General features: G+C 62.5%; 17 protein-coding genes. 4 read left to right on the plus strand and 13 right to left on the minus strand.

Annotated elements, in window-relative coordinates; all coding sequences use genetic code 11:
• Nucleotides 1–53: 53 nt before the first annotated feature.
• The 7 genes from IDM28_RS07375 to gcl form a co-directional block, all read right to left on the minus strand.
• Nucleotides 54–878, minus strand: coding sequence for an ion transporter (locus IDM28_RS07375; RefSeq protein ID WP_150569749.1), 825 nt, complete (start codon nt 876–878; stop codon nt 54–56).
• A gap of 45 nt (nt 879–923) precedes the next feature.
• Complete coding sequence (locus IDM28_RS07380) at nt 924–1,802, minus strand: urea transporter (protein WP_101317958.1); 879 nt, start codon at nt 1,800–1,802, stop codon at nt 924–926.
• A 162-nt stretch (nt 1,803–1,964) separates the two neighbouring features.
• Nucleotides 1,965–3,380 carry a pyruvate kinase gene (pyk, locus tag IDM28_RS07385; RefSeq protein WP_150569747.1) on the minus strand — a complete coding sequence of 472 codons (1,416 nt, stop codon included), beginning with the start codon at nt 3,378–3,380 and terminating at the stop codon, nt 1,965–1,967.
• Nucleotides 3,377–4,651 (minus strand): glycerate kinase, encoded by a 1,275-nt coding sequence (locus tag IDM28_RS07390; protein WP_188035637.1) that lies wholly within the window; start codon nt 4,649–4,651, stop codon nt 3,377–3,379. Before IDM28_RS07390 ends, pyk begins: the two co-directional genes overlap by 4 nt.
• Before the next feature lie 154 nt (nt 4,652–4,805).
• Nucleotides 4,806–5,699 (minus strand): 2-hydroxy-3-oxopropionate reductase, encoded by an 894-nt coding sequence (locus IDM28_RS07395; protein WP_188035638.1) that lies wholly within the window; start codon nt 5,697–5,699, stop codon nt 4,806–4,808.
• 54 nt (nt 5,700–5,753) lie between these two features.
• A complete protein-coding gene (hyi, locus tag IDM28_RS07400) occupies nt 5,754–6,536 on the minus strand; it encodes a hydroxypyruvate isomerase (RefSeq protein WP_103436688.1) in 783 nt (260 codons plus the stop codon).
• A gap of 57 nt (nt 6,537–6,593) precedes the next feature.
• Complete coding sequence (gene gcl, locus IDM28_RS07405; RefSeq protein WP_150572697.1) at nt 6,594–8,369, minus strand: glyoxylate carboligase; 1,776 nt, start codon at nt 8,367–8,369, stop codon at nt 6,594–6,596.
• 257 nt (nt 8,370–8,626) lie between these two features.
• Between gcl and IDM28_RS07410 the strand changes: the two genes are divergently transcribed.
• Nucleotides 8,627–9,067, plus strand: a complete 441-nt coding sequence (locus IDM28_RS07410) for a GlcG/HbpS family heme-binding protein (RefSeq protein ID WP_101317970.1) — start codon at nt 8,627–8,629, stop codon at nt 9,065–9,067.
• Between the two features lie 42 nt (nt 9,068–9,109).
• Here the strand turns inward: IDM28_RS07410 and IDM28_RS07415 are convergent, their stop codons facing one another.
• The 4 genes from IDM28_RS07415 to IDM28_RS07430 all read right to left on the minus strand — a co-directional run bounded on the left by IDM28_RS07415 (nt 9,110) and on the right by IDM28_RS07430 (nt 12,898).
• Nucleotides 9,110–9,721 (minus strand): TetR/AcrR family transcriptional regulator, encoded by a 612-nt coding sequence (locus IDM28_RS07415; RefSeq protein WP_101317973.1) that lies wholly within the window; start codon nt 9,719–9,721, stop codon nt 9,110–9,112.
• Between the two features lie 188 nt (nt 9,722–9,909).
• Nucleotides 9,910–10,548, minus strand: a complete 639-nt coding sequence (locus IDM28_RS07420) for an RraA family protein (protein WP_188035639.1) — start codon at nt 10,546–10,548, stop codon at nt 9,910–9,912.
• Nucleotides 10,549–10,573: 25 nt separating this feature from the next.
• The gene (locus tag IDM28_RS07425) at nt 10,574–11,548 is read right to left on the minus strand and encodes a hydroxyacid dehydrogenase (RefSeq protein WP_188035640.1); all 975 of its coding nucleotides are present in this window, start codon (nt 11,546–11,548) and stop codon (nt 10,574–10,576) included.
• A gap of 9 nt (nt 11,549–11,557) precedes the next feature.
• Nucleotides 11,558–12,898, minus strand: a complete 1,341-nt coding sequence (locus IDM28_RS07430; protein ID WP_150569743.1) for an MFS transporter — start codon at nt 12,896–12,898, stop codon at nt 11,558–11,560.
• Nucleotides 12,899–13,069: 171 nt separating this feature from the next.
• Here IDM28_RS07430 and IDM28_RS07435 point away from each other — a divergent pair, with 171 nt between their 5' ends.
• Nucleotides 13,070–14,599 carry an IclR family transcriptional regulator C-terminal domain-containing protein gene (locus tag IDM28_RS07435; protein WP_188035641.1) on the plus strand — a complete coding sequence of 510 codons (1,530 nt, stop codon included), beginning with the start codon at nt 13,070–13,072 and terminating at the stop codon, nt 14,597–14,599.
• A gap of 19 nt (nt 14,600–14,618) precedes the next feature.
• Here IDM28_RS07435 and IDM28_RS07440 read toward each other — a convergent pair whose 3' ends face one another.
• Entirely contained in the window at nt 14,619–15,926 is a 1,308-nt protein-coding gene (locus tag IDM28_RS07440; protein WP_223175885.1) for a putative bifunctional diguanylate cyclase/phosphodiesterase, read from the minus strand.
• A gap of 410 nt (nt 15,927–16,336) precedes the next feature.
• Between IDM28_RS07440 and IDM28_RS07445 the strand changes: the two genes are divergently transcribed.
• Together IDM28_RS07445 and IDM28_RS07450 are read left to right on the plus strand one after the other, a co-directional pair.
• Nucleotides 16,337–17,263, plus strand: coding sequence for an AEC family transporter (locus IDM28_RS07445; RefSeq protein WP_188035643.1), 927 nt, complete (start codon nt 16,337–16,339; stop codon nt 17,261–17,263).
• A gap of 131 nt (nt 17,264–17,394) precedes the next feature.
• A complete protein-coding gene (locus IDM28_RS07450) occupies nt 17,395–18,315 on the plus strand; it encodes a DUF808 domain-containing protein (protein WP_150572692.1) in 921 nt (306 codons plus the stop codon).
• A gap of 68 nt (nt 18,316–18,383) precedes the next feature.
• On the opposite strand, the gene IDM28_RS07455 is transcribed toward IDM28_RS07450, so the two are convergent.
• On the minus strand, nt 18,384–19,166 hold the full coding sequence (locus IDM28_RS07455; RefSeq protein ID WP_188035644.1) for an outer membrane protein OmpK: 783 nt from the start codon (nt 19,164–19,166) through the stop codon (nt 18,384–18,386).
• Between the last annotated feature and the right edge of the window lie 94 nt (nt 19,167–19,260).

Genomic DNA, 19,260 nt, shown 5'->3' on the forward strand with positions numbered 1-19,260 from the left:
CTGCGACTATAGCGGGTGTTTCCCAAGCGTTTAAAGAACGAAATACGCTTTGGTTATTCCTTCCTGGGGAACAGCGCATTGCCGCAGCGCGAGCAGAACGCAGCGCCGTGCTCATGGCTGTTTTTACGGCAGGTCGGGCAGTCGTGCTGGAGTTGTTCGCCACGCATGGCGTTGGCCAGCTCGGCGGTGAAGATGCCGGTCGGCACGGCGATGATCGAGTAACCGGTGATCATCACCAGTGACGACAGCACCTGGCCCAGCGGCGTCTTCGGCACGATATCGCCAAAGCCCACGGTGGTCAGGGTGACGATCGCCCAGTAGATGCCTTTGGGGATGCTGGTGAAGCCATGCTCGGGCCCTTCGACCACGTACATCAAGGTGCCGAACACGGTCACCAGAGTCGATACGCTGACCAGAAACACGATGATCTTCTGCTTGCTGCCGCGCAGCGCGCTCATCAGGTAGTTGGCCTGCTTGAGGTACGGGCTCAGCTTGAGCACGCGGAAGATCCGCAGCATGCGGATCACGCGGATGATCAGCAGGTACTGGGCGTCGCTGTAATACAAGGCGATGATGCCCGGCACGATGGCCAGCAGATCGACCAGGCCGTAGAAGCTGAAGGCATAGCGCAGCGGCTTGGGCGAGCAGTACAGGCGGGTCAGGTATTCAGCGAGAAAGATCGCCGTAAAGCCCCACTCGATGGCGGCGAGCAGGCCTGAATAGTTCTGGTGAACCTCATCGATACTGTCGAGGATCACCACCACCAGGCTGGCCAGAATGATCAGCAGCAGGGTCTTGTCGAAGCGTCTGCCAGCGGTGGTGTCGGATTGAAAAACCAGAATGTAGAGCCGCTCGCGCAGGCTCGCCGGGGAGTTCATGGGGCGCGTTCCATTATGCAATGGGCAGAGCCTAGGGCTTGCCCCTCAGCTGTGCAAGCGGCGTGGTTTACCGCCCGCCAGCCCGCGCGGCAGGCGGCTGCTCAGGTGCAGCAACCAGCAGGCGGCCACAAACGGCGCGGTCAAGGCGGCCACCGGCAGCAGGTTGAACAGCGGTTGCAAGGCGATGGCCAGGATGATCGCCAGCAGCGGCAGCCACGGCCGTTCGCGCTGGCCGCAAAAGGCCAGTGCCGCCAGCGCGGCATTGAAACCGAGCAAGCCCATCCCGGCGCTGTGGACATCGCCCATGAGCAGCGCAACGCAGGCGCCCAGGCCTGAGCCGAACAAAGCCCAGAGTGCAGCGCTGCGATTGGACAGGAACAAACCGATGGCGATCAGCAGCCCCGCCAGCGGCTGCTCCAGCAGAAACACCTGGCCCAGGCCACGCGCCAGTGCCTGCAGAGGCTCGGCAGTGACCGCTGTGCCGGCGGCAGACGGCTGCGCAGCCAGCAGCGCGGCCCAGCCGAGCAGGACGAACGGTGCGGTATAGGCCGGCAGCAGGCAGGCGCCGCGTTTGCGCCATTGATGGACGAGGATGCTCGACAGGCCACTGGCGGCGATGATCAGCGGCGGCAGAATCACTGACCATGGCAACACTGCGCTGAACAGGATGCCGATCAGGACGCCGTTGTAGCTGTACAGGCCGGCCTGGCGATCAGCCCGGTCGTAGCCGCGCCGCTGCGCCGTGAGCAACCCTGCCAGCGCGCCCAGCAGGGCACCACCGACCAACTGCGGGGCGGTCAGGAGGATGGCGAGCAGACAACACAGGCCGCACAGCGGGCTACGCTGCAGCAATACCTGGCTGAAGCCGTTGAGAAGCGCCGTGGCCCAGTCGGGGCACGGGGTGACGAAATTTTGTGTGTACATGGGCAGTCAGTAGGTTGAAGTTGGCGGTGGGCCTCTTTGGGCCTCGGTTCCGCGGTTGGTCTTTTGGGCCGCTCTGCGGCCTTCGCGGGTGAACCCGCTCCCACAGGGTTTTGTGTGGCAGCGGGCTTGCCGGCGAAGGCTGCAAAGCAGCCCAATACGGTCCTAGATCAAAGTCTCGATGCGCAGCGTGTTGGTCGTGCCCGGCTTGCCAAACGGCACCCCGGCGGTGATCAGCAGCGTATCGCCGATGCTGGCCATGCCTTGCGCCTGGGCGATTTCCAGTGCGGTCGAGCAGATTTCGTCGACCTGGCGCAGGCGGTCGTTGACCACCGAATGCACGCCCCAGGTCACGCTCAGGCGGCGCGCCGTCACCAGATTTGGCGTCAGGTTGAGAATCGGTGCCCGTGGCCGTTCGCGGGCGGCGCGCAGGGTCGAGGCCCCGGACTCGCTGTAGTTGACCAGCACCGCCACCGGCAGAATGCCGCTGATACGGCGGATTGCGCAGCTGATCGCATCCGAGGTGGTGGCCTCTGCTCTTGGCCGGCCGACGTCGAGCTGTGCCTGGTAATCCGGGCCGTTTTCAACCTGGCGGATGATCTTGCTCATCATCTGTACGGCTTCCAGCGGATAGTCACCGGAGGCGGTTTCCGCCGACAGCATCACCGCATCGGCGCCTTCGGCGACCGCGTTGGCGACGTCGGTGACTTCGGCGCGGGTTGGCGCAGGCGAGAAGCGCATCGATTCGAGCATCTGCGTTGCCACCACCACCGGGCGGCCGAGCTGGCGGCAGGTGTTGATGATGTGCTTCTGGATCTGCGGCACGCTCTCGGCGGGGACTTCCACGCCCAGATCGCCACGGGCAACCATGATTGCGTCGGACAGCTCGGCGATGGCCTGCAGCTGGTCGACCGCCGACGGCTTCTCGATCTTGGCCATGAGGTAAGCGCGGTCGCCGATCAGCTCGCGCGCTTCGATGATGTCCTCAGGGCGCTGCACGAACGACAGCGCCACCCAGTCCACCCCAAGCTCCAGGCCGAAGGCCAGGTCGCGACGGTCTTTGGCGGTCAGCGGGCTCAACTCGAGCACCGCCTGCGGCACGTTGACACCCTTGCGGTCGGACAGCTCGCCGCCGGCCAGCACTTCGGTATCGATGGCGTCGTCATGCTTGGCGGTTACGCGCAGGCGCAGCTTGCCATCGTCGAGCAGCAAGTCCATGCCTGGCTGCAATGCAGCGATGATTTCCGGGTGCGGCAGGTTGATCCGGTGGCTGTCGCCCGGGGTGCTGTCCAGGTCCAGGCGCAGGGCCTGGCCACGCTGCAGCTGGACCTTGCCTTCGGCAAAGCGACCGACGCGCAGCTTGGGCCCTTGCAGGTCCATGAGGATGCCCAGCGGGTAGTTCAGCTGTTGCTCGACTTCGCGGATCCACTGATAGCGCAGGGCGTGGTCGGCGTGCTCGCCGTGGCTGAAGTTGAGGCGAAAGATATTCACCCCGGCTGCGACCAGCTGGCGTACATCGTCGATGCCGTTGATGGCAGGGCCGAGGGTGGCGAGGATTTTGACTTTTTTATCAGGCGTCATGATTGGGCAGTCTCGAGAATCAGAATGGCGCGGAAGTCGTTGACGTTGGTACGGGTCGGCTCGGTTACGATCAGGGCGTCGAGCGCGGCGAAGTAGCCGTAGCCATTGTTGTTGTCCAGCTCATCGCTGGCCGAAAGCCCCAGGGCGGCGGCGCGGGCATAGCTGGCCGGAGTCATGCTGGCACCGGCATTGTCTTCCGAGCCATCGATGCCGTCGGTGTCGCCGGCCAGGGCATACACGCCCGGTAGGCCTTTGAGGTTTTCGGTGAGGCTGAGCAAAAACTCCGCGTTGCGCCCGCCACGGCCATTGCCGCGCACGGTCACGGTGGTTTCACCGCCGGAGAGAATCACGCAGGGCGCCTTCAGCGGCTGGCCGTGCTGGACGATTTGCCGAGCGATGCCGGCATGCACCTTGGCCACCTCGCGCGACTCGCCTTCAAGGTCACCGAGGATCAGCGGGCTGAAGCCGGCCTGGCGGGCTTTCACGGCTGCCGCCTCCAGCGACTGCTGGGGCTTGGCGATCAATTGGAAGTGGCTGCGGGCCAGGGCCGGGTCGTCGGCTTTGACGGTTTCCGAAGCCGGGTTGTTGAGCCAGTCGATGACCGCTTGCGGCGCTTCGATGTTGTAGCGTTTGAGGATCGCCAGCGCTTGCGCCGAGGTGCTCGGATCGGCCACCGTCGGGCCGGAGGCGATCACGGTGGCGAGGTCGCCGGGCACATCGGAAATGGCATAGGTGTACAGCGTGGCCGGCCAGCAGGCCTTGGCCAGGCGGCCGCCCTTGATCGCCGAGAGGTGCTTGCGCACGCAGTTCATCTCGCCGATGGTCGCGCCCGACTTGAGCAGGGCCTTGTTGATCTGTTGCTTGTCGGCCAGGGACAGGCCTGCGGCTGGCAGGGCGAGCAGGGCAGAGCCGCCGCCAGACAGCAGGCAGATCACCCGGTCGCTTTCAGTGAGGTTGCTGACCAGCTCCAGCACGCGCTTGGCCACGGCCAGGCCGGCGGCATCGGGAACAGGATGGGCAGCTTCGACCACTTCGATTTTCTGGCAGCTGGCGCCGTGCCCATAGCGGGTCACGACCAGCCCGGAGACTTCACCTTGCCAGGTTTTTTCGACCACTTCGGCCATGGCTGCGGCGGCCTTGCCGGCGCCGATAACGATGACCCGGCCGCTACGGTCGGCAGGCAGGTAGGCTTCGAGGACCTGGCTTGGGTGGGCGGCGGCGATGGCTGTGTCGAACAGCTCGCGCAGAAATTGTTGCGGATCGACCGACATGGCAGGCTCCCAAAATTCTTGTTGTTATGCGTAATAAAAAAACGCCCCCGGAACGACCTCCGTGCAGGCTGAACCAGGGGCGGGTGTTGCTCGGTTGCGGGTCAGAGACCCCTGGGGGCTGCGTCGCAAACCCCCGGATTCAAATCAATTCAAATCACTTCTCGTCGCGGATCGAGAAATTGGCCATGTGCTCCAGGCCCTTGATCAATGCCGAGTGGTCCCAGTTGCCGCCACCCAGTGCTACGCAAGTGCTGAACACTTGCTGCGCGTTGGAGGTGTTCGGCAGGTTGATGCCCAACTCCTTGGCGCCTTGCAGGGCCAGGTTCAGGTCCTTCTGGTGCAGGTTGATGCGGAAGCCTGGATCGAAGGTGCCTTTGATCATGCGCTCGGCATGCACTTCAAGAATCTTCGACGAAGCGAAACCGCCCATCAGTGCTTCACGCACCTTGGCTGGGTCCGCGCCGTTCTTGGCGGCGAACAGCAGCGCCTCGCCAACTGCCTGGATGTTCAGCGCGACGATGATCTGGTTGGCGACCTTGGCGGTCTGGCCGTCACCGTTACCGCCGACGCGGGTGATGTTCTTGCCCATCAGCTCGAACAGCGGCAGGGTGCGCTCGAAGGCTTTCGGGCAACCACCGACCATGATGCTCAGGGTGGCTGCCTTGGCGCCGACTTCGCCGCCGGACACCGGGGCGTCCAGATAGGCCGCGCCAGTGCCTTTGATCTTCTCGGCAAAGGCTTTGGTCGCGGTGGGCGAGATCGAGCTCATGTCGATGACGATCTTGTTCGGGCCAACACCTTCGGCAACGCCGTTTTCACCGAACAGGACAGCTTCGACCTGCGGGGTATCCGGGACCATGACGATGATGAATTCAGCTTCCTGAGCCACTTCCTTTGGATTGGCCAGGGCCACCGCGCCAGCGGCGATCAGGTCAGCCGGTGCTGCGTCGTGATGGGTCGAAACGAACAGGCTGTGACCTGCTTTTTGCAGGTTTTGGGCCATGGGCTTGCCCATGATGCCAGTGCCGATAAAACCGATTTTAGCCATGAGAGATACCCTCTTTTGTAATTGTCGAATCTCGATGAACCAGGCGCAGCCCGATCAGATCGCGTTGTGCGTCTTCAGCCAGCCCAGGCCCGCTTCAGTGGTGGTCAGCGGCTTGTACTCGGCGCCGACCCAGCCCTTGTAGCCGATGCGGTCCAGGTGCTCGAACAGGAAGCGGTAGTTGATCTCACCGGTGCCGGGTTCGTTGCGGCCAGGGTTGTCGGCCAGCTGGATGTGGTTGATCCGCGGCAGGTTGGCTTCGATGGTGCGCGCCAGGTCACCTTCCATGATCTGCATGTGGTAGATGTCGTACTGCAGGAACAGGTTGGCGCTGGCGACCTCGGTCTGAATGTCCAGTGCTTGCTGCGTGGTGTTCAGGTAGAAGCCAGGGATGTCGCGGGTGTTGATCATTTCCATGACCAGGCGGATCCCGGCGGCCTGCAACTTGTCGGCGGCAAACTTGAGGTTGTCGACAAAGGTCTTGCGCACGGTGGCGCATTCCAGACCCTGTGGGCGAATGCCCGCCAGGCAGTTGATCTGGGTATTGCCCAGCACCTTGGCGTAGGCGATGGCCTTGTCGACACCGGCGCGGAATTCTTCGACGCGGTCGGGGTGGCAGGCAATCCCGCGCTCACCTGTCGACCAATCGCCCGCAGGAAGGTTGAACAACACCTGGGTCAGGCCATTGGCGTCCAGTTGCGCCTTGATTTCAGCGGCGCTGAAATCGTACGGGAAGAGGTATTCGACACCGCTGAAGCCAGCGTCGGCGGCGGCCTTGAAGCGGGCCAGAAAGTCCTGCTCGGTAAACAGCATGGACAGGTTGGCAGCGAAGCGAGGCATGGTGATCTCCTTGCAAATGAAAGCCCCCGGCACAACCGGCGCGGGGGCGTCAGGCAATCAGTCGAGCAGCGAAATAGCGGTAGGGGCGTCGTTGCCCACCAGGGCGAGGTCTTCGAACTCGTTGACCGCGTTGATTTCGGTGCCCATGGAAATGTTGGTGACGCGCTCGAGAATGATTTCAACCACGACCGGTACGCGGAACTCTTCGGCCATCTTCTGCGCCTTGAGCAGGGCAGGGGCGATTTCGCTTGGCTCGAATACACGCAGGGCCTTGCAACCCAAACCTTCGACGACTGCAACGTGATCGACGCCGTAGCTGCCGGCTTCGGTCGAGTTGATGTTCTCGAACGCCAGTTGTACACAGTAGTCCATCTCGAAGCCACGCTGAGACTGACGGATCAGGCCGAGGTAGGCGTTGTTCACCAGCACGTGGACGTAGGGCAGATTGAACTGCGCGCCAACGGCCAGCTCTTCGATCATGAACTGGAAGTCGTAGTCACCAGACAGCGCGACGACCTTGCGTTGCGGGTCGGCCTTGACCACACCGAGGGCCGCCGGGATGGTCCAGCCGAGCGGGCCGGCCTGGCCGCAGTTGATCCAGTGACGCGGCTTGTACACGTGCAGGAGCTGCGCGCCAGCGATCTGCGACAGACCGATGGTGCTGATGTAGCAGGTGTCCTTGCCAAATACCTTGTTCATCTCTTCATAGACGCGCTGCGGCTTGACCGGCACGTTGTCGAAGTGGGTCTTGCGCTGCAGGCTGGCCTTGCGCTGCTGGCAGTCTTCCAACCAGGCACTGCGGTCCTTGAGCTTGCCGGCGGCTTTCCACTCGCGGGCCACTTCCAGGAACATATCCAGCGCCTTGCCAGCATCGGAAACGATGCCCAGGTCCGGGGTGAACACGCGGCCGATCTGGGTCGGTTCGATGTCGACGTGAACGAAGCTGCGGCCTTCGGTGTAGACATCGACAGAACCGGTGTGGCGGTTGGCCCAGCGGTTACCGATACCGAACACCATGTCCGATTTGAGCAGGGTCGCGTTGCCGTAGCGGTGCGAGGTCTGCAGGCCGACCATGCCCACCATCAGCGGGTGATCGTCCGGGATGGTGCCCCAGCCCATCAGGGTCGGGATGACCGGCACGCCGGTCAGTTCGGCGAACTCGACCAGCTTGTCGCTGGCGTCGGCATTGATGATGCCGCCACCGGCCACCAGCAATGGGCGCTCGGCGTCATTGAGCATGGCCAGGGCTTTTTCCGCTTGCACGCGGGTAGCGCCTGGCTTGTTGATCTGCAGTGGCTCGTAGGCGTCGATGTCGAATTCGATCTCGGCCATCTGCACGTCGAACGGCAGGTCGATCAGCACCGGGCCTGGACGGCCGCTGCGCATTTCAAAGAAAGCCTTCTGGAATGCGTAAGGGACCTGGCCTGGCTCGAGCACGGTGGTTGCCCACTTGGTCACCGGCTTGACGATGCTGGTGATGTCGACGGCCTGGAAGTCTTCTTTGTGCAGACGTGCACGCGGCGCCTGGCCGGTAATGCACAGGATCGGGATGGAGTCGGCGGCGGCGCTGTACAGACCAGTGACCATGTCGGTACCGGCTGGGCCGGAAGTGCCGATGCACACGCCGATGTTGCCCGGGTTGGCGCGGGTGTAACCCTCGGCCATGTGCGAGGCACCTTCGACGTGGCGAGCGAGGACGTGATCGATGCCACCGACTTTCTTCAGGGCCGAGTACAGCGGGTTGATAGCGGCCCCTGGGATGCCGAATGCGGTATCTACACCTTCCCGGCGCATGACCAGAACGGCTGCATCGATTGCTCTCATTTTGCTCATGGGTTGTGCCTCATCGATTTTGTAATTGTATACAACTTGCTCTTGGCCAGAGTGTATTCACGCTCGGTGGCCTAGGTCAATCCATTTTCGTCGGCAGCAAACGCTTCGGTCGGAATGCCCGTGAAAACGGCGTTTCGTCTGATCGTGCACGATCGTCTAAAAATATTGTATACAAAGATAATCGTAGTTGTGTTCTATTTATGCCATTGGATTTCAACTGCCCTCAGGGCTTCTCACAACAAGAAGAGGACCTTTCCATGACCACTTTGACCCTCAAAGTCGCTGTCAGCCTGGTGAACGCCGCGCTGGCCGCAGGCCGCAAGATCAACGCTGCGCCGCTGACCGTGGCGGTGCTGGATGCCGGCGGGCATCTGCTGACCTTGCAGCGTGAAGACGGCGCCAGCCTGCTGCGCCCGCAGGTAGCGACCGGCAAGGCCTGGGGTGCAATTGCCCTGGGCAAGGGCTCGCGTCTGCTGGCGTTGGATGCGCAGCAGCGACCGGCGTTTTTTGCCGCATTGAATGGTTTGGGCGAGCGGCCGGTGGTGCCGGCGCCAGGGGGCGTGCTGATTCGTGATCAGCAGGGCAGGGTGCTGGGTGCGGTGGGGATCAGCGGCGATACTTCGGATATCGATGAGCAGTGCGCAATCAGCGCCATCGAAGCGGCGGGCCTGACCGCAGATGCCGGTGTCGCGGCCTGATCACTGCACCCAGGGCCGCGCTGCGGCCCTTTCTGATTCAGCTCAAGCCAGCTCTGGCTCACAGCCCTTGAGCACCAGCCGAATGATCGTTTGCGCAGCGGCCTCGTAATCACTGTCGGCGAGCTTGGCCTTGCCGGTGACGGCGGCGATCTGCCAATCGAAGTCGGCGTAGGTCTGGGTCGCCGCCCAGATGCTGAACATCAGGTGATGGGCATCGACCGGGGCGATCTGTTTGCGCTCAATCCAGCGCTGGATGCACTCGATATTGTGCCGGGCCTGCTCGTTGAGCTGCTCGACCTGGCTCGGCGAAAGGTGCGGCGCGCCGTGCATGATCTCGCTGGCGAACACCTTCGAGGCATGGGGCAGATCACGCGAGATGCGGATCTTCGAGCGGATGTAGGCACTCAGCACTTCTTTCGGATCACCGTCGGCATTGAACGGCGTCGATGCCTGCATGATCGGCGCGATGATGCTCTCGAGCACCTCGCGGTAGAGGTTGTCCTTGGATTTGAAGTAGTAGTAGACGTTCGGCTTGGGCAAACCCGCCTTGGCCGCAATGTCGCTGGTTTTGGTGGCGGCGAAGCCCTTGTCGGCGAATTCCTCGCTGGCCGCGCGCAGGATCAGTTCCTTGTTGCGCTCGCGAATGGTGCTCATTGCAGGGATCTTCCTCGGAAAGGGCGCCTCTAGGAGGGATCGGGCATGGTAGCACCGGCCCGGAGCGAGGCTCAAGGCGGGCTGTTTGCGCAAGGGATGAGGGAGCTGGTCTGGGGGCAACCGGGGTGATGAGCATCGCAGAGGGGAAATGTCAGGCAGCAGTGCCTAGGCTGCTACCCGACCGGCGCTCAGCGCACGCTTGCCCGCACCTTGTCGCGAAAGCTGTTCTCGTAACCGTCCTGCAGCCTCACCTGCTCGGCCAGCGAGGCGAGACGGCTTCGCGGGATGACGATGATGCCGTCGCGGTCGCCAATTATCGCATCGCCCGGATGGCACACGACATTGCCGCACGCCACGGCGATGCCGACCTGGCCCGGGCCCCATTTCGACGGCCCTGCGGGGTTGACCGCGCGGGCATAGACCGGCAAACCCATGCTGTCGAGTTCTGCCACATCGCGCACGGCGCCGTCGATGACCACCGCCGCCACTTGCCGGGCCAGGCAGATTTCGCCAAGCAGATCGCCGAACACCGAGCGGTTGACCTCGCTGTTGCCATTGATCACCAGCACATCGCCGGGCTGCGCTTCGTCGAGGGCTCGGTGGATCGCCAGGTTGTCACCCTCGCGAGTATTGAGCGGTAGGATGGTGCCGAAAAAACTCGGCTTGCCAGCGGTATGGCGGATGGCCGAAGCCATCATGCCCATGCGCTGCAGAACGTCACCGATCAGGGCGACCGGGTAACGGGCGATCTCGCCAATCAGCGCCAAGTCTGCCCGTTGCCACTGGCTATTGACGCTGATCGAGTCGTCGGACACGTTGATGAACATATGAAACCTCCAGATTCGCCGGCGCTCAGTCGAACGACTTCGCCACAGGTTGGTTGACCGGGTGCGCCGGGGCTTGCCCCTGGAGCACGGCGGTAATCGCCTGCAGGGCGCTCATGCCAACCCGCATCAACGATTCGTCGGTCTGCCCGGCCACATGGGCGGTGACGATCAGGTTCGGCGTTTCGGCGATGGCCGGAGTGGGGTGGTTGAAAGGGTTGATCATGTCGAGATTCTCCGCGTCGAGCACATCCACCCCCGCGCCGGCCAGCTTGCCGCTGTTCAGCGCTGCGACCATGGCCTGCTCATCGACCACGCCGCCCCGGCTGGTGTTGATCAGCAGCGCGCCGTCTTTCATCCGGGCGAACTGCTTGGCACCGATCAGGTTGCGGGTGGTGGGTAGCAGCGGTACATGCAGGCTGATCACATCGGCAGTGGCCAGCAGGGTGTCGAGGTCGACCCAGCGCGGATCGGTGCCTGGTGCGATTGCCGGGTCGGTGAAGATCACCTTCAGGCCAAAGGCCTCGGCCACGGGCGCAACGCTTGCGCCGATGTTGCCAAAGCCGACCAGGCCCAGGGTGCGCCCTTCGAGCTCGATGCCGGTCAGTGCCAGGCGGTCCTGCGCCCAGTTGCGATTACGCGTCTGCTCGCTGGCCATGGGCAGTTTGCGGCACAGCGACAGCAGCAAGGCGAAGACATGTTCGATAACACTGCGCTGATTGGCCCCGGGAGTGTTGGTGACCCACACGCCATGTTGCGCGGCGGCCTGGTAATCAACGTTGTCGTAGCCTGCGCCATGGCGGGCGACGATGCGCAGTTTCGGCGAGGCGGCGATCATCTCGGCGCTGACATGACCACCACGCAGAAACACCGCGTCGACCTGGTTGTGGATTTCGTCATAGCTGACGGCGTTGGCGCCATAGCCCAGACGCACCTCGCCAAGGTCAGCAAGGCCGGCGAGCACGCGCGGGTGAATGGGGCTGGTGACGTAGATCAGAGGCATGGTCTGTACTCAGGAAAATTGATGGCGATTGGCGTCGGCGGCAGCGTTGTTGCGCACGGTGCTGAGCACGATCAGGCCCAGCACGCCAGCGCCGCAGAGGATGAAAGCGGGTGCCGACTGGTTACCGCTGGCGCCGATCAGCCAGGTCGCCATGAACGGCCCGATGCCGCCACCGATCACCGCGCCGACGCTGTGGCCGAAGGCGACACCGGTGTGGCGAACGTGGGTCGGGAAGAACTCCGGCATCACCGAGTAGGTGCCGGCCAGGCACAGCGCGTACGGCACCATGCCCAGGGCCAGGCCGACCATGGCCAGGCTCACCTGGCCTTGCTGCATGAGCATGAAGGAGGGGATCGACAGGGTGGCGTAGCCGAGATAGGCCAGGCGCAGAACGGCCTTGCTGCCGATGATCGAGCCGAGGTGACCGGCCAGGGGAATCATCAGCGCGGCAAAACTCACCGCCACCAGGACGATGGTCGAGGCCTGACCTTTTGAGTAGCCGAGGATCGAGCTGAAGTAGGCGGCGATGAATACCGTGCCGATGTAAGTGCCGATGTTCTGCACCAGCGAGATCATCATGACCTTGGTCAGCGGGCGCATGTAATCGCGCACCAGCTCGGCGAAGGGCGCGCTCTTCGGCTCGGCGTCAGTGGTCTTGTTCGACTCGAACTCAGGGCTGTCTTCAATGCCCAGGCGCATCCACAGGCCGATGATGCCCAGCGGCAAAGCCAGCAGGAACGGCACGCGCCAGCCCCAGTCGGCCATCTGCGGGTCGGTCAGCCAGGCTGCGGCCAGGCCAGCGATGGCCGCTGCCAGGCCCTTGCCGAACTGGGCGATCGAGGGCAGGAAGGAGATGTACAGCGAACGCCGATTGGCCGGTGCCCACTCGCGAATGTAGCTCGCTGCGCCACCGATTTCGCCGCCGGCGGAAAAGCCCTGAAGCATGCGCAGCGCCACCAGCAGAATCGGCGCCCACACGCCAATCTGCGCATAACCGGGTAGCAGGCCGATCAAGGTCGCGGCGATGCCCATCAAGGTGATGCTGGCAATCAGGCTGGTGCGGCGGCCCACCTTGTCACCCAGCCAGCCGAACGCGACGGCGCCGAGCGGGCGCACGAGGAACGCCGAGCCGAATACCAGAAATGTGTTGAGCAGGCCGGTGGTGGGGTCATCGGACGGGAAGAACACCAGCGCCAGGGTGGCCGCCAGATAACCGTAGATGCTGAAGTCGTAGTACTCGACGAAGGTGCCGAACACGGCGGCGGCGGTGGCTTTCTTAGCCTTGGTCTTGCGCTCGGCGACAGGCTCGGACATGGCGACGGGCTCGGTCAACGTATTGTTGTTATTCATAGGTCACTCCAGCGTTTTGGTCACGGCCATTTTAAAAAATGGGACAGTGTCCTGTTTTGTTTTTTCCAAGCATCCTCGTGCCCAGCCTGGTTGTCAACAGGCGGGCTAATTGCTTTGGTTGTGGCCTTGAGCACAGAATGGGCTCCCGTAGCAGCATGCCAAGCCTCTGAAATGCCTAACCCACGCCCTGAACCCGCGGCCAGCCACGCGGTTGCCGCCACCTCCAGCCACGGTCGTTTGATCGAGGTACTGGACGCACTGGTCAGACGAGCGGAGGGTGAGCCGTGGGGTGTCAGGGAGCTGGCCAGCGAGCTCGCCGAGAGCCGCAGCACTATCAATCGGATCCTGGCGGCACTGGTCGAACGTGACCTTGCAGCGGAAGATGGTGCGGGCAAGTATCGGGTCGGGCCACGCTTGCGGGTGCTGATGCAGGCGGTGAGTGCGCACAGCGCCGTGTGGAATGCGGCTGGGAAGCTGCTCGATGAGCTGGCCGGCGATGCCAAGCAGTCAGCCTTGCTCTCGGTGTATGCCCCGCACTGTGACGGCTACTTCGTGCTGTGTTGCGGCGAGGCAGCGGCCACCTTGGCCTTCAGGCCGCAGCTTGGCGCGATCTATCCGCTGGGTTTTGGCGATATCGGCCGAGCCTTCGCTGATCATCTGAACAGCGGCGCGCAGCCTGACCAGCAACAGCTGCCGGTGCCAGCCGACAACGGGCAGGCGATGGCCGAATCCGAGTTCCCCGCAGCGGTGGCCCTGGCCACCCGGTGCTTGCCGCAAGGGCTGCTGGTGACGGTGTCGCTGCACGACCTGGGCGCTGGCGGTGGCAGCAGCGCCAGTGCGGCGTTGCGCAAAGTCGAACAGGTCTTGAACCACCTCGAGGGATTGCCCGTCACCGCGCGAGCCTGTCCGCAGGTGCGGGGTTGCGACGAGGACAGCGCCACTGCGGCTCGGCTGGAGGTATTGCTGCAAATCCTCTGTGCGGTACCCGACGGCTACCCCTGCAAGGCGGGGATTGCCGCCGAGCTGCAGTGCAACAGCGCCACGGCGCGCAAGATCGTCGAGTCTGCTGCACAGGCCAGCCTGGTGTTTGCCAGCAGCCAGGCGCTATACCCTGCGGCGCGCCTGTACCAGTGGGCGGCGGTGCTCGGCGACAACCGCTTCCCTGTGGCAAAACTGTGCCGAGCGATCGTTGAGGCGTTGGTCAAGCAGACCGGCGAAACGGTGGCCTTTCTCAGCTTCGATGCGTGCTCCAGCACGGCGCAATTCATCGAAGTGGCTCAGGGTTGGAAGCCCATCCAGTACAAACTCGAAACCGGTGTTGAAGTGCCGCTGTATGCCGGTGCTGCGGGCAAGGCTGTATTGGCGCACCTGGCCCCCGAGTTCGCTGACGGCCTGACCCTGAACAGATTCACCGAGGCCACCATCGTCTCGCATTCGGCGCTGCAGGCGGATTTGCTCGCCATTCGCGAACGCGGCTGGTCGCAGGGGGACGGCGAGCGAGTCCTCGGCGCCTTTGGTATCGGCGTGCCGTTCTTTGTCGACGGCCAGGTGGCAGGGTCGCTCTCGGCCACCATTCCGCAGTACCGCAAGCAGGATTGCGATCTAGCGGCATTGGTTGATCACATGAAGCTTGCAACCAGCCGCATCAGCCGGCTGCTTTCACTGGGCACTGCGCCTGCCCAAGGTGAACCGGGCCAGTAAGCCATGCCGCGGTTTGCGCTTAGCTGGCCGCGTATTTGCCGATGAACTGCGCCGCGATCATCGGCCGGCCGAAGTAAAAACCCTGGAAGGCAGTGCAGCCCATCGCTTGCAGGCAATCGAACTGGGCCTCGGTCTCAACGCCTTCGGCAACCGTCGATATGTTCAGTATCTCGGCAATTTCAATGATCTTTCTGATCAGTTCATATTTGCCCACGTCACTCTCAATACCGGCGATAAATGAGCGATCGATTTTCAACTCATCCAGTGGCAGTTCGCGCAGCAGGGCCAATGAAGAAAACCCCGTGCCGAAGTCATCCAGTGACCACGATATGCCGTCGCTGCGCAGATCTTCCATTTTCATCACAGTTGCCACCAGATCACTGGCAAATACCGACTCGGTTATTTCCAGGCGAAGTCGATTGGCAGGAATATTAAATTTGTGAACTATCTCTCGAACTTCTTCAACAAAGGTTGACGAAGTCAGTTGAAGCGGACTGACGTTTACCGACAACTTCCAGTGCTGTGCATCGCTGTGCTCGGACCACTCACTTAGCTGGCGACATGCTTGTTCCAGCACCATCAGGCCGATGTCGTGGATCAGGCCGCTTTGCTCTGCAACGGGAATGAATTCGGCGGGCGACTGAATGCCGTGTCCGGGGCGGTCCCAGCGCAGCAGGGCCTCGGCGCCGATCACCCGCCCTTGTTCGCAGACTTGTGGCTGCAGGTAAGTGCACAGCTCGCGGCGGGCCAGTGCCCGTGCCAGCGCACTGTGCAGTTCGACCTTGAATTTCTGCTCATCGCGGAATATCGCCAGCACGCCCAGGGTCAGGGCCATGGCGGTGATGCTGTTCAGGGCATGCCCGAACTGGCTGATGTCTGATGGCAGCAATTCCAGCCGGCTAAAGGTCAATGGGCTGTTGGCGAAGAACACCAGGCCTGCGAAACATAGGCACGGAAACACCCAGCGCAGGTAGATGCCACTGTTGCGAAACAGCAGAAAGGCGGCCACGCCGATAGGGATCAGAAACAGGTTGGCCGAGCGTGATGTGTCGGCCGTCGCCGAGTCGGCCAGGCTGGCAATCACGGTAGCGATCAGCAGGCAATGGGCCAAGGCCGGCAGCGCGCGCTGTGTCGGCTGAGTCGCCAGGTACAGGCAGGCCAGGCCAGACAGCACCACGGTGAACAGCAACACTGCCAGCAGCAACATGGCATGGGTCGCGTAATAAACGCCCCATAACGTGCCGTGCAAAATGCAGGCGACGCCGCTGAAGCGAAGGAGCAATTGGATGCGTGGCCACTGCGACGTGTCAGGGAACTTGCGAGCCATCCAACGCCTGCTCGCTTGAATTGATGTGATCTTCACGTTGGCCAGTTCCACTGATGGAGTTGCGGTGTTGCGCGCACTAATAATCATAGACCACGCCACTCGCGGTTTACTGCGCATCATGGCCGGTGCAGATGACAAGCACGCCGCTCAAGTGCGGGGTCGCGCGCATGGTAGCAAACGTTTGCCAGGGATTGATGAATCGCGTGCTACGCGCCACCGTTATTAACTTGACCAGTTGATCAGTTCTGCCGTGGCCCGAGTAATGGAGGCAAGGGCATCTATTGTTTTGTATCCTCGGAATAATAAATCGCCGCGCGTTGTTGGTTATTCAGTTTATAGTCCCGGGCTGTTGTTATGGAGGAGGTTTCTGTGTTGCGGCGAACGTTGTCAATTTTGCCGGCGGCTGGCCAATGACCAGCGCGCTCATTCTCGCCTTGGTGCCGATTGCCTTGCTGATCATGCTTGGGCTCTGGCTGCGCCACGCGAACTTCGTCGGCGAAGCGTTCTGGCCGTATGCCGAAAAGCTCGGTTATTACGTGCTGCTGCCGGCACTGTTCTTCCATAGCCTGGCAACCGCACAGCTGGGCGACCTGCCGGTGCAGGCGATGGTCAGCGTGCTGGTGGTGTCGACGGTGGCCGTGGCTGCGGTGATGGTCTTGGCGCGGCGGTTGTTCCCGGCCGATGACCCGGCATTTACCTCGCTGTTCCAGGGTGGTGTGCGCTTCAACAATTATGTCGGGGTGACCGCTGCGGCGGGGATTTTCGGCGCCCATGGCATCGCCTTGGCTGCCATCGCCAATGCTGCGATCGTGCCCACGGTGAATATCCTCTGCGTGCTGGTGTTTGCCCGATATGGCGCGGGCAGTCGCCCGACCTTGGCCAGCGTGCTCAAGCAGCTGGCGCTCAACCCGCTGCTGCTGGCCTGTGCGCTGGGCATGCTGCTACGGGGCAGCGGGCTTGCCATCCCGCCGGGCCTGGCTCCGGCACTGCAGGCGCTGGGGCAGGCGTCGCTGCCGTTGGGCCTGCTGTGCATCGGGGCGGCGTTGCACCTGCGCAGTGTGCGCGGCTGGCTCAAGCCGATCGGCACTTCGTCAGTGATCAAGTTCGTGGCAATGCCCTTGGTGACGGTGTTGATCTGCCGCTTGTTCGGCCTTGAAGGCGAGGCGGCGCTGGCGGCGGTGCTGTTCCAGACCTTACCCACCGCGTCGTCCGCCTACATCATGGCCAGGCAGTTGGGCGGTGATGCGCCACTGATGGCGGCGATCATCGCCGGGCAGACGCTGCTGGCGGCGCTGGCGATGCCGCTGGTGGTGTTGGCGACGACGCCGCTGCTGTAGCGCTGGGTAGCCCAGCCAGAACTGTTCAGCGTGGCTAGGGTCTCTATGCCAACTTGTCGGCAATCACGTCTTTATCGCAGTCGCGCGGGCTCAGGCCTGGGTGGCTGCGGACACCTTTAGGAATCAATGGAATGGCTGGCAGCAGTTTTTTTGCTTTGTTGGATGATATCGCGGCGTTGCTCGATGACATTGCGCTGATGAGCAAGGTCGCGGCGAAGAAGTCGGCGAGCGTGCTCAGCGATGACCTGGCGGTGAACGCCGAGCAGGTCACCGGCATGAAGGCCGATCGTGAACTGCCGGTGGTATGGGCGGTGTTCAAGGGCTCGTTGAAGAACAAGGCGATCCTGGTGCCGTGCGCCTTGATCCTCAGCGCGTTGTTGCCGGCCGCGATCAAGTGGCTGTTGATGCTGGGCGGGATCTACCTGTGCTATGAGGGCTATGAGGCAATCAAGGACAAGCTTTCGCGTGGCGGCGATGAAGCAGCGGACGCTGAACACAAGCCTGTGCCGAAAACCCCACAAGCGCTGGCCGAGTACGAGCAGCGCAAGATCAAGGGCGCGATCAAGACCGACTTCATCCTCAGTGCCGAAATCATCGTCATCACCCTCAACGTGGTTGCCGATGCGCCTCTGTATCAGCAGATCATCACTTTGGTGGTGATCGCGCTGGCGATGACGGTCGGCGTATATGGCCTGGTCGCCGGCATCGTACGCATGGATGACGCAGGCTTTGCTCTCGCGAAGTCGAAAGCTCAGGGCGCCTGGGGCACATTCGTCAAGAAATTCGGGCGCGGCCTGGTGGCTGCGGCGCCGTTCCTGATGAAGGCGTTGTCGTGGATCGGCACGCTGGCGATGTTTCTGGTCGGCGGCACCTTCGTTGCCGAGGGTATCCAGCCGCTTGAACACCTGATCGAGGCGCTGGTTAGCGCGAGCGCGGGCTGGGGCGCGGTGGCGAAGTTCGGCCTGTACGGTGTGGTTGGCGCGATCACCGGCTTTGTCGCTGCGGTGGTCGTCGGCGGGGTATCGCGGGTGCGCAAACTGGCGAGCAACTGATCGAACTGGTACCGCTCCAGCAGGGATCATCCTGACTGGAGCGGACTCATACGCCGCGCCTGATCAGATCAGAAGTGCACCTTGACCAGCAGGCTGGCGGTGTTCTGGTCGGTGGTGAAACCGTCGGAATCCTTGATCCCGTATTTGTTCTTCCAGTAGTCGTACTCGATACCCACGTACAACTGCTTCTCGCCCAGATGCATTGCCTTGCCCAGGTCGTATTTGATCTGTGGGTTGAAGTGCAGGTTGGCGTGGTAGGTGCCACGACGGTTCTGGTCGTTGTCGACTACCCAGTCCATGAAGCCGTCGATCAACACGTCCGAAGAGCCGACCGGGATGGTGTACGCCCACACCGGGGTGATCTGCCAGACGTTGTCGCCGGCGCGGCTGCCGTCGGTGGTGCGCTGGTAGAAGTTCAGCTGGAAGTAATCGAAGCCTGGGATATCCAGATCGAAACCAGGGCCAATCAGGTACGACTCGCTGTCGCCTTCACCAAACTCGTAGGTCATCGCCAGCAGCACGTCCTTGACCGGGCCGAAGGCGATCTTCTGGTCGAGGATCTTGCCCAATGACAGGCGCGGGCTGATCTCACCATAGTAGGTGTTGGGGCCGTTGCCGGCGTCCTTTTTACCCTGGTAGAAGATCTTGTCGACAAACAAGAAGTTGTCGCCGTACTTCCAGCCATCAGCGTGCTCGAAAGTGAAGGTCTGCTGGATTTCCGGGTTGACCTTGAAGTTCTTGCCCCAAAGGTAGGTCAGGCTGTTGCTTTGCCACTGCAGCAGGTCACCGGCGAAGGTGGTCCCGGAGGCCAGCAGGCTGCCGGCGAGGATCAGGCTGTTGATGGTACGCATCGCGTGTGTCGCTCCCTTGATTCGGATCTGTTGTCAGCGCTCGGTGGTGGCGCTGTTTTTGTCTTTTGAGTCAACTTTTTTCGATTGACCACAG

The sequence above is a fragment of the Pseudomonas sp. EZ-C24 genome, from assembly GCF_014525325.1.
Lineage (GTDB): Bacteria > Pseudomonadota > Gammaproteobacteria > Pseudomonadales > Pseudomonadaceae > Aquipseudomonas > Aquipseudomonas shirazensis.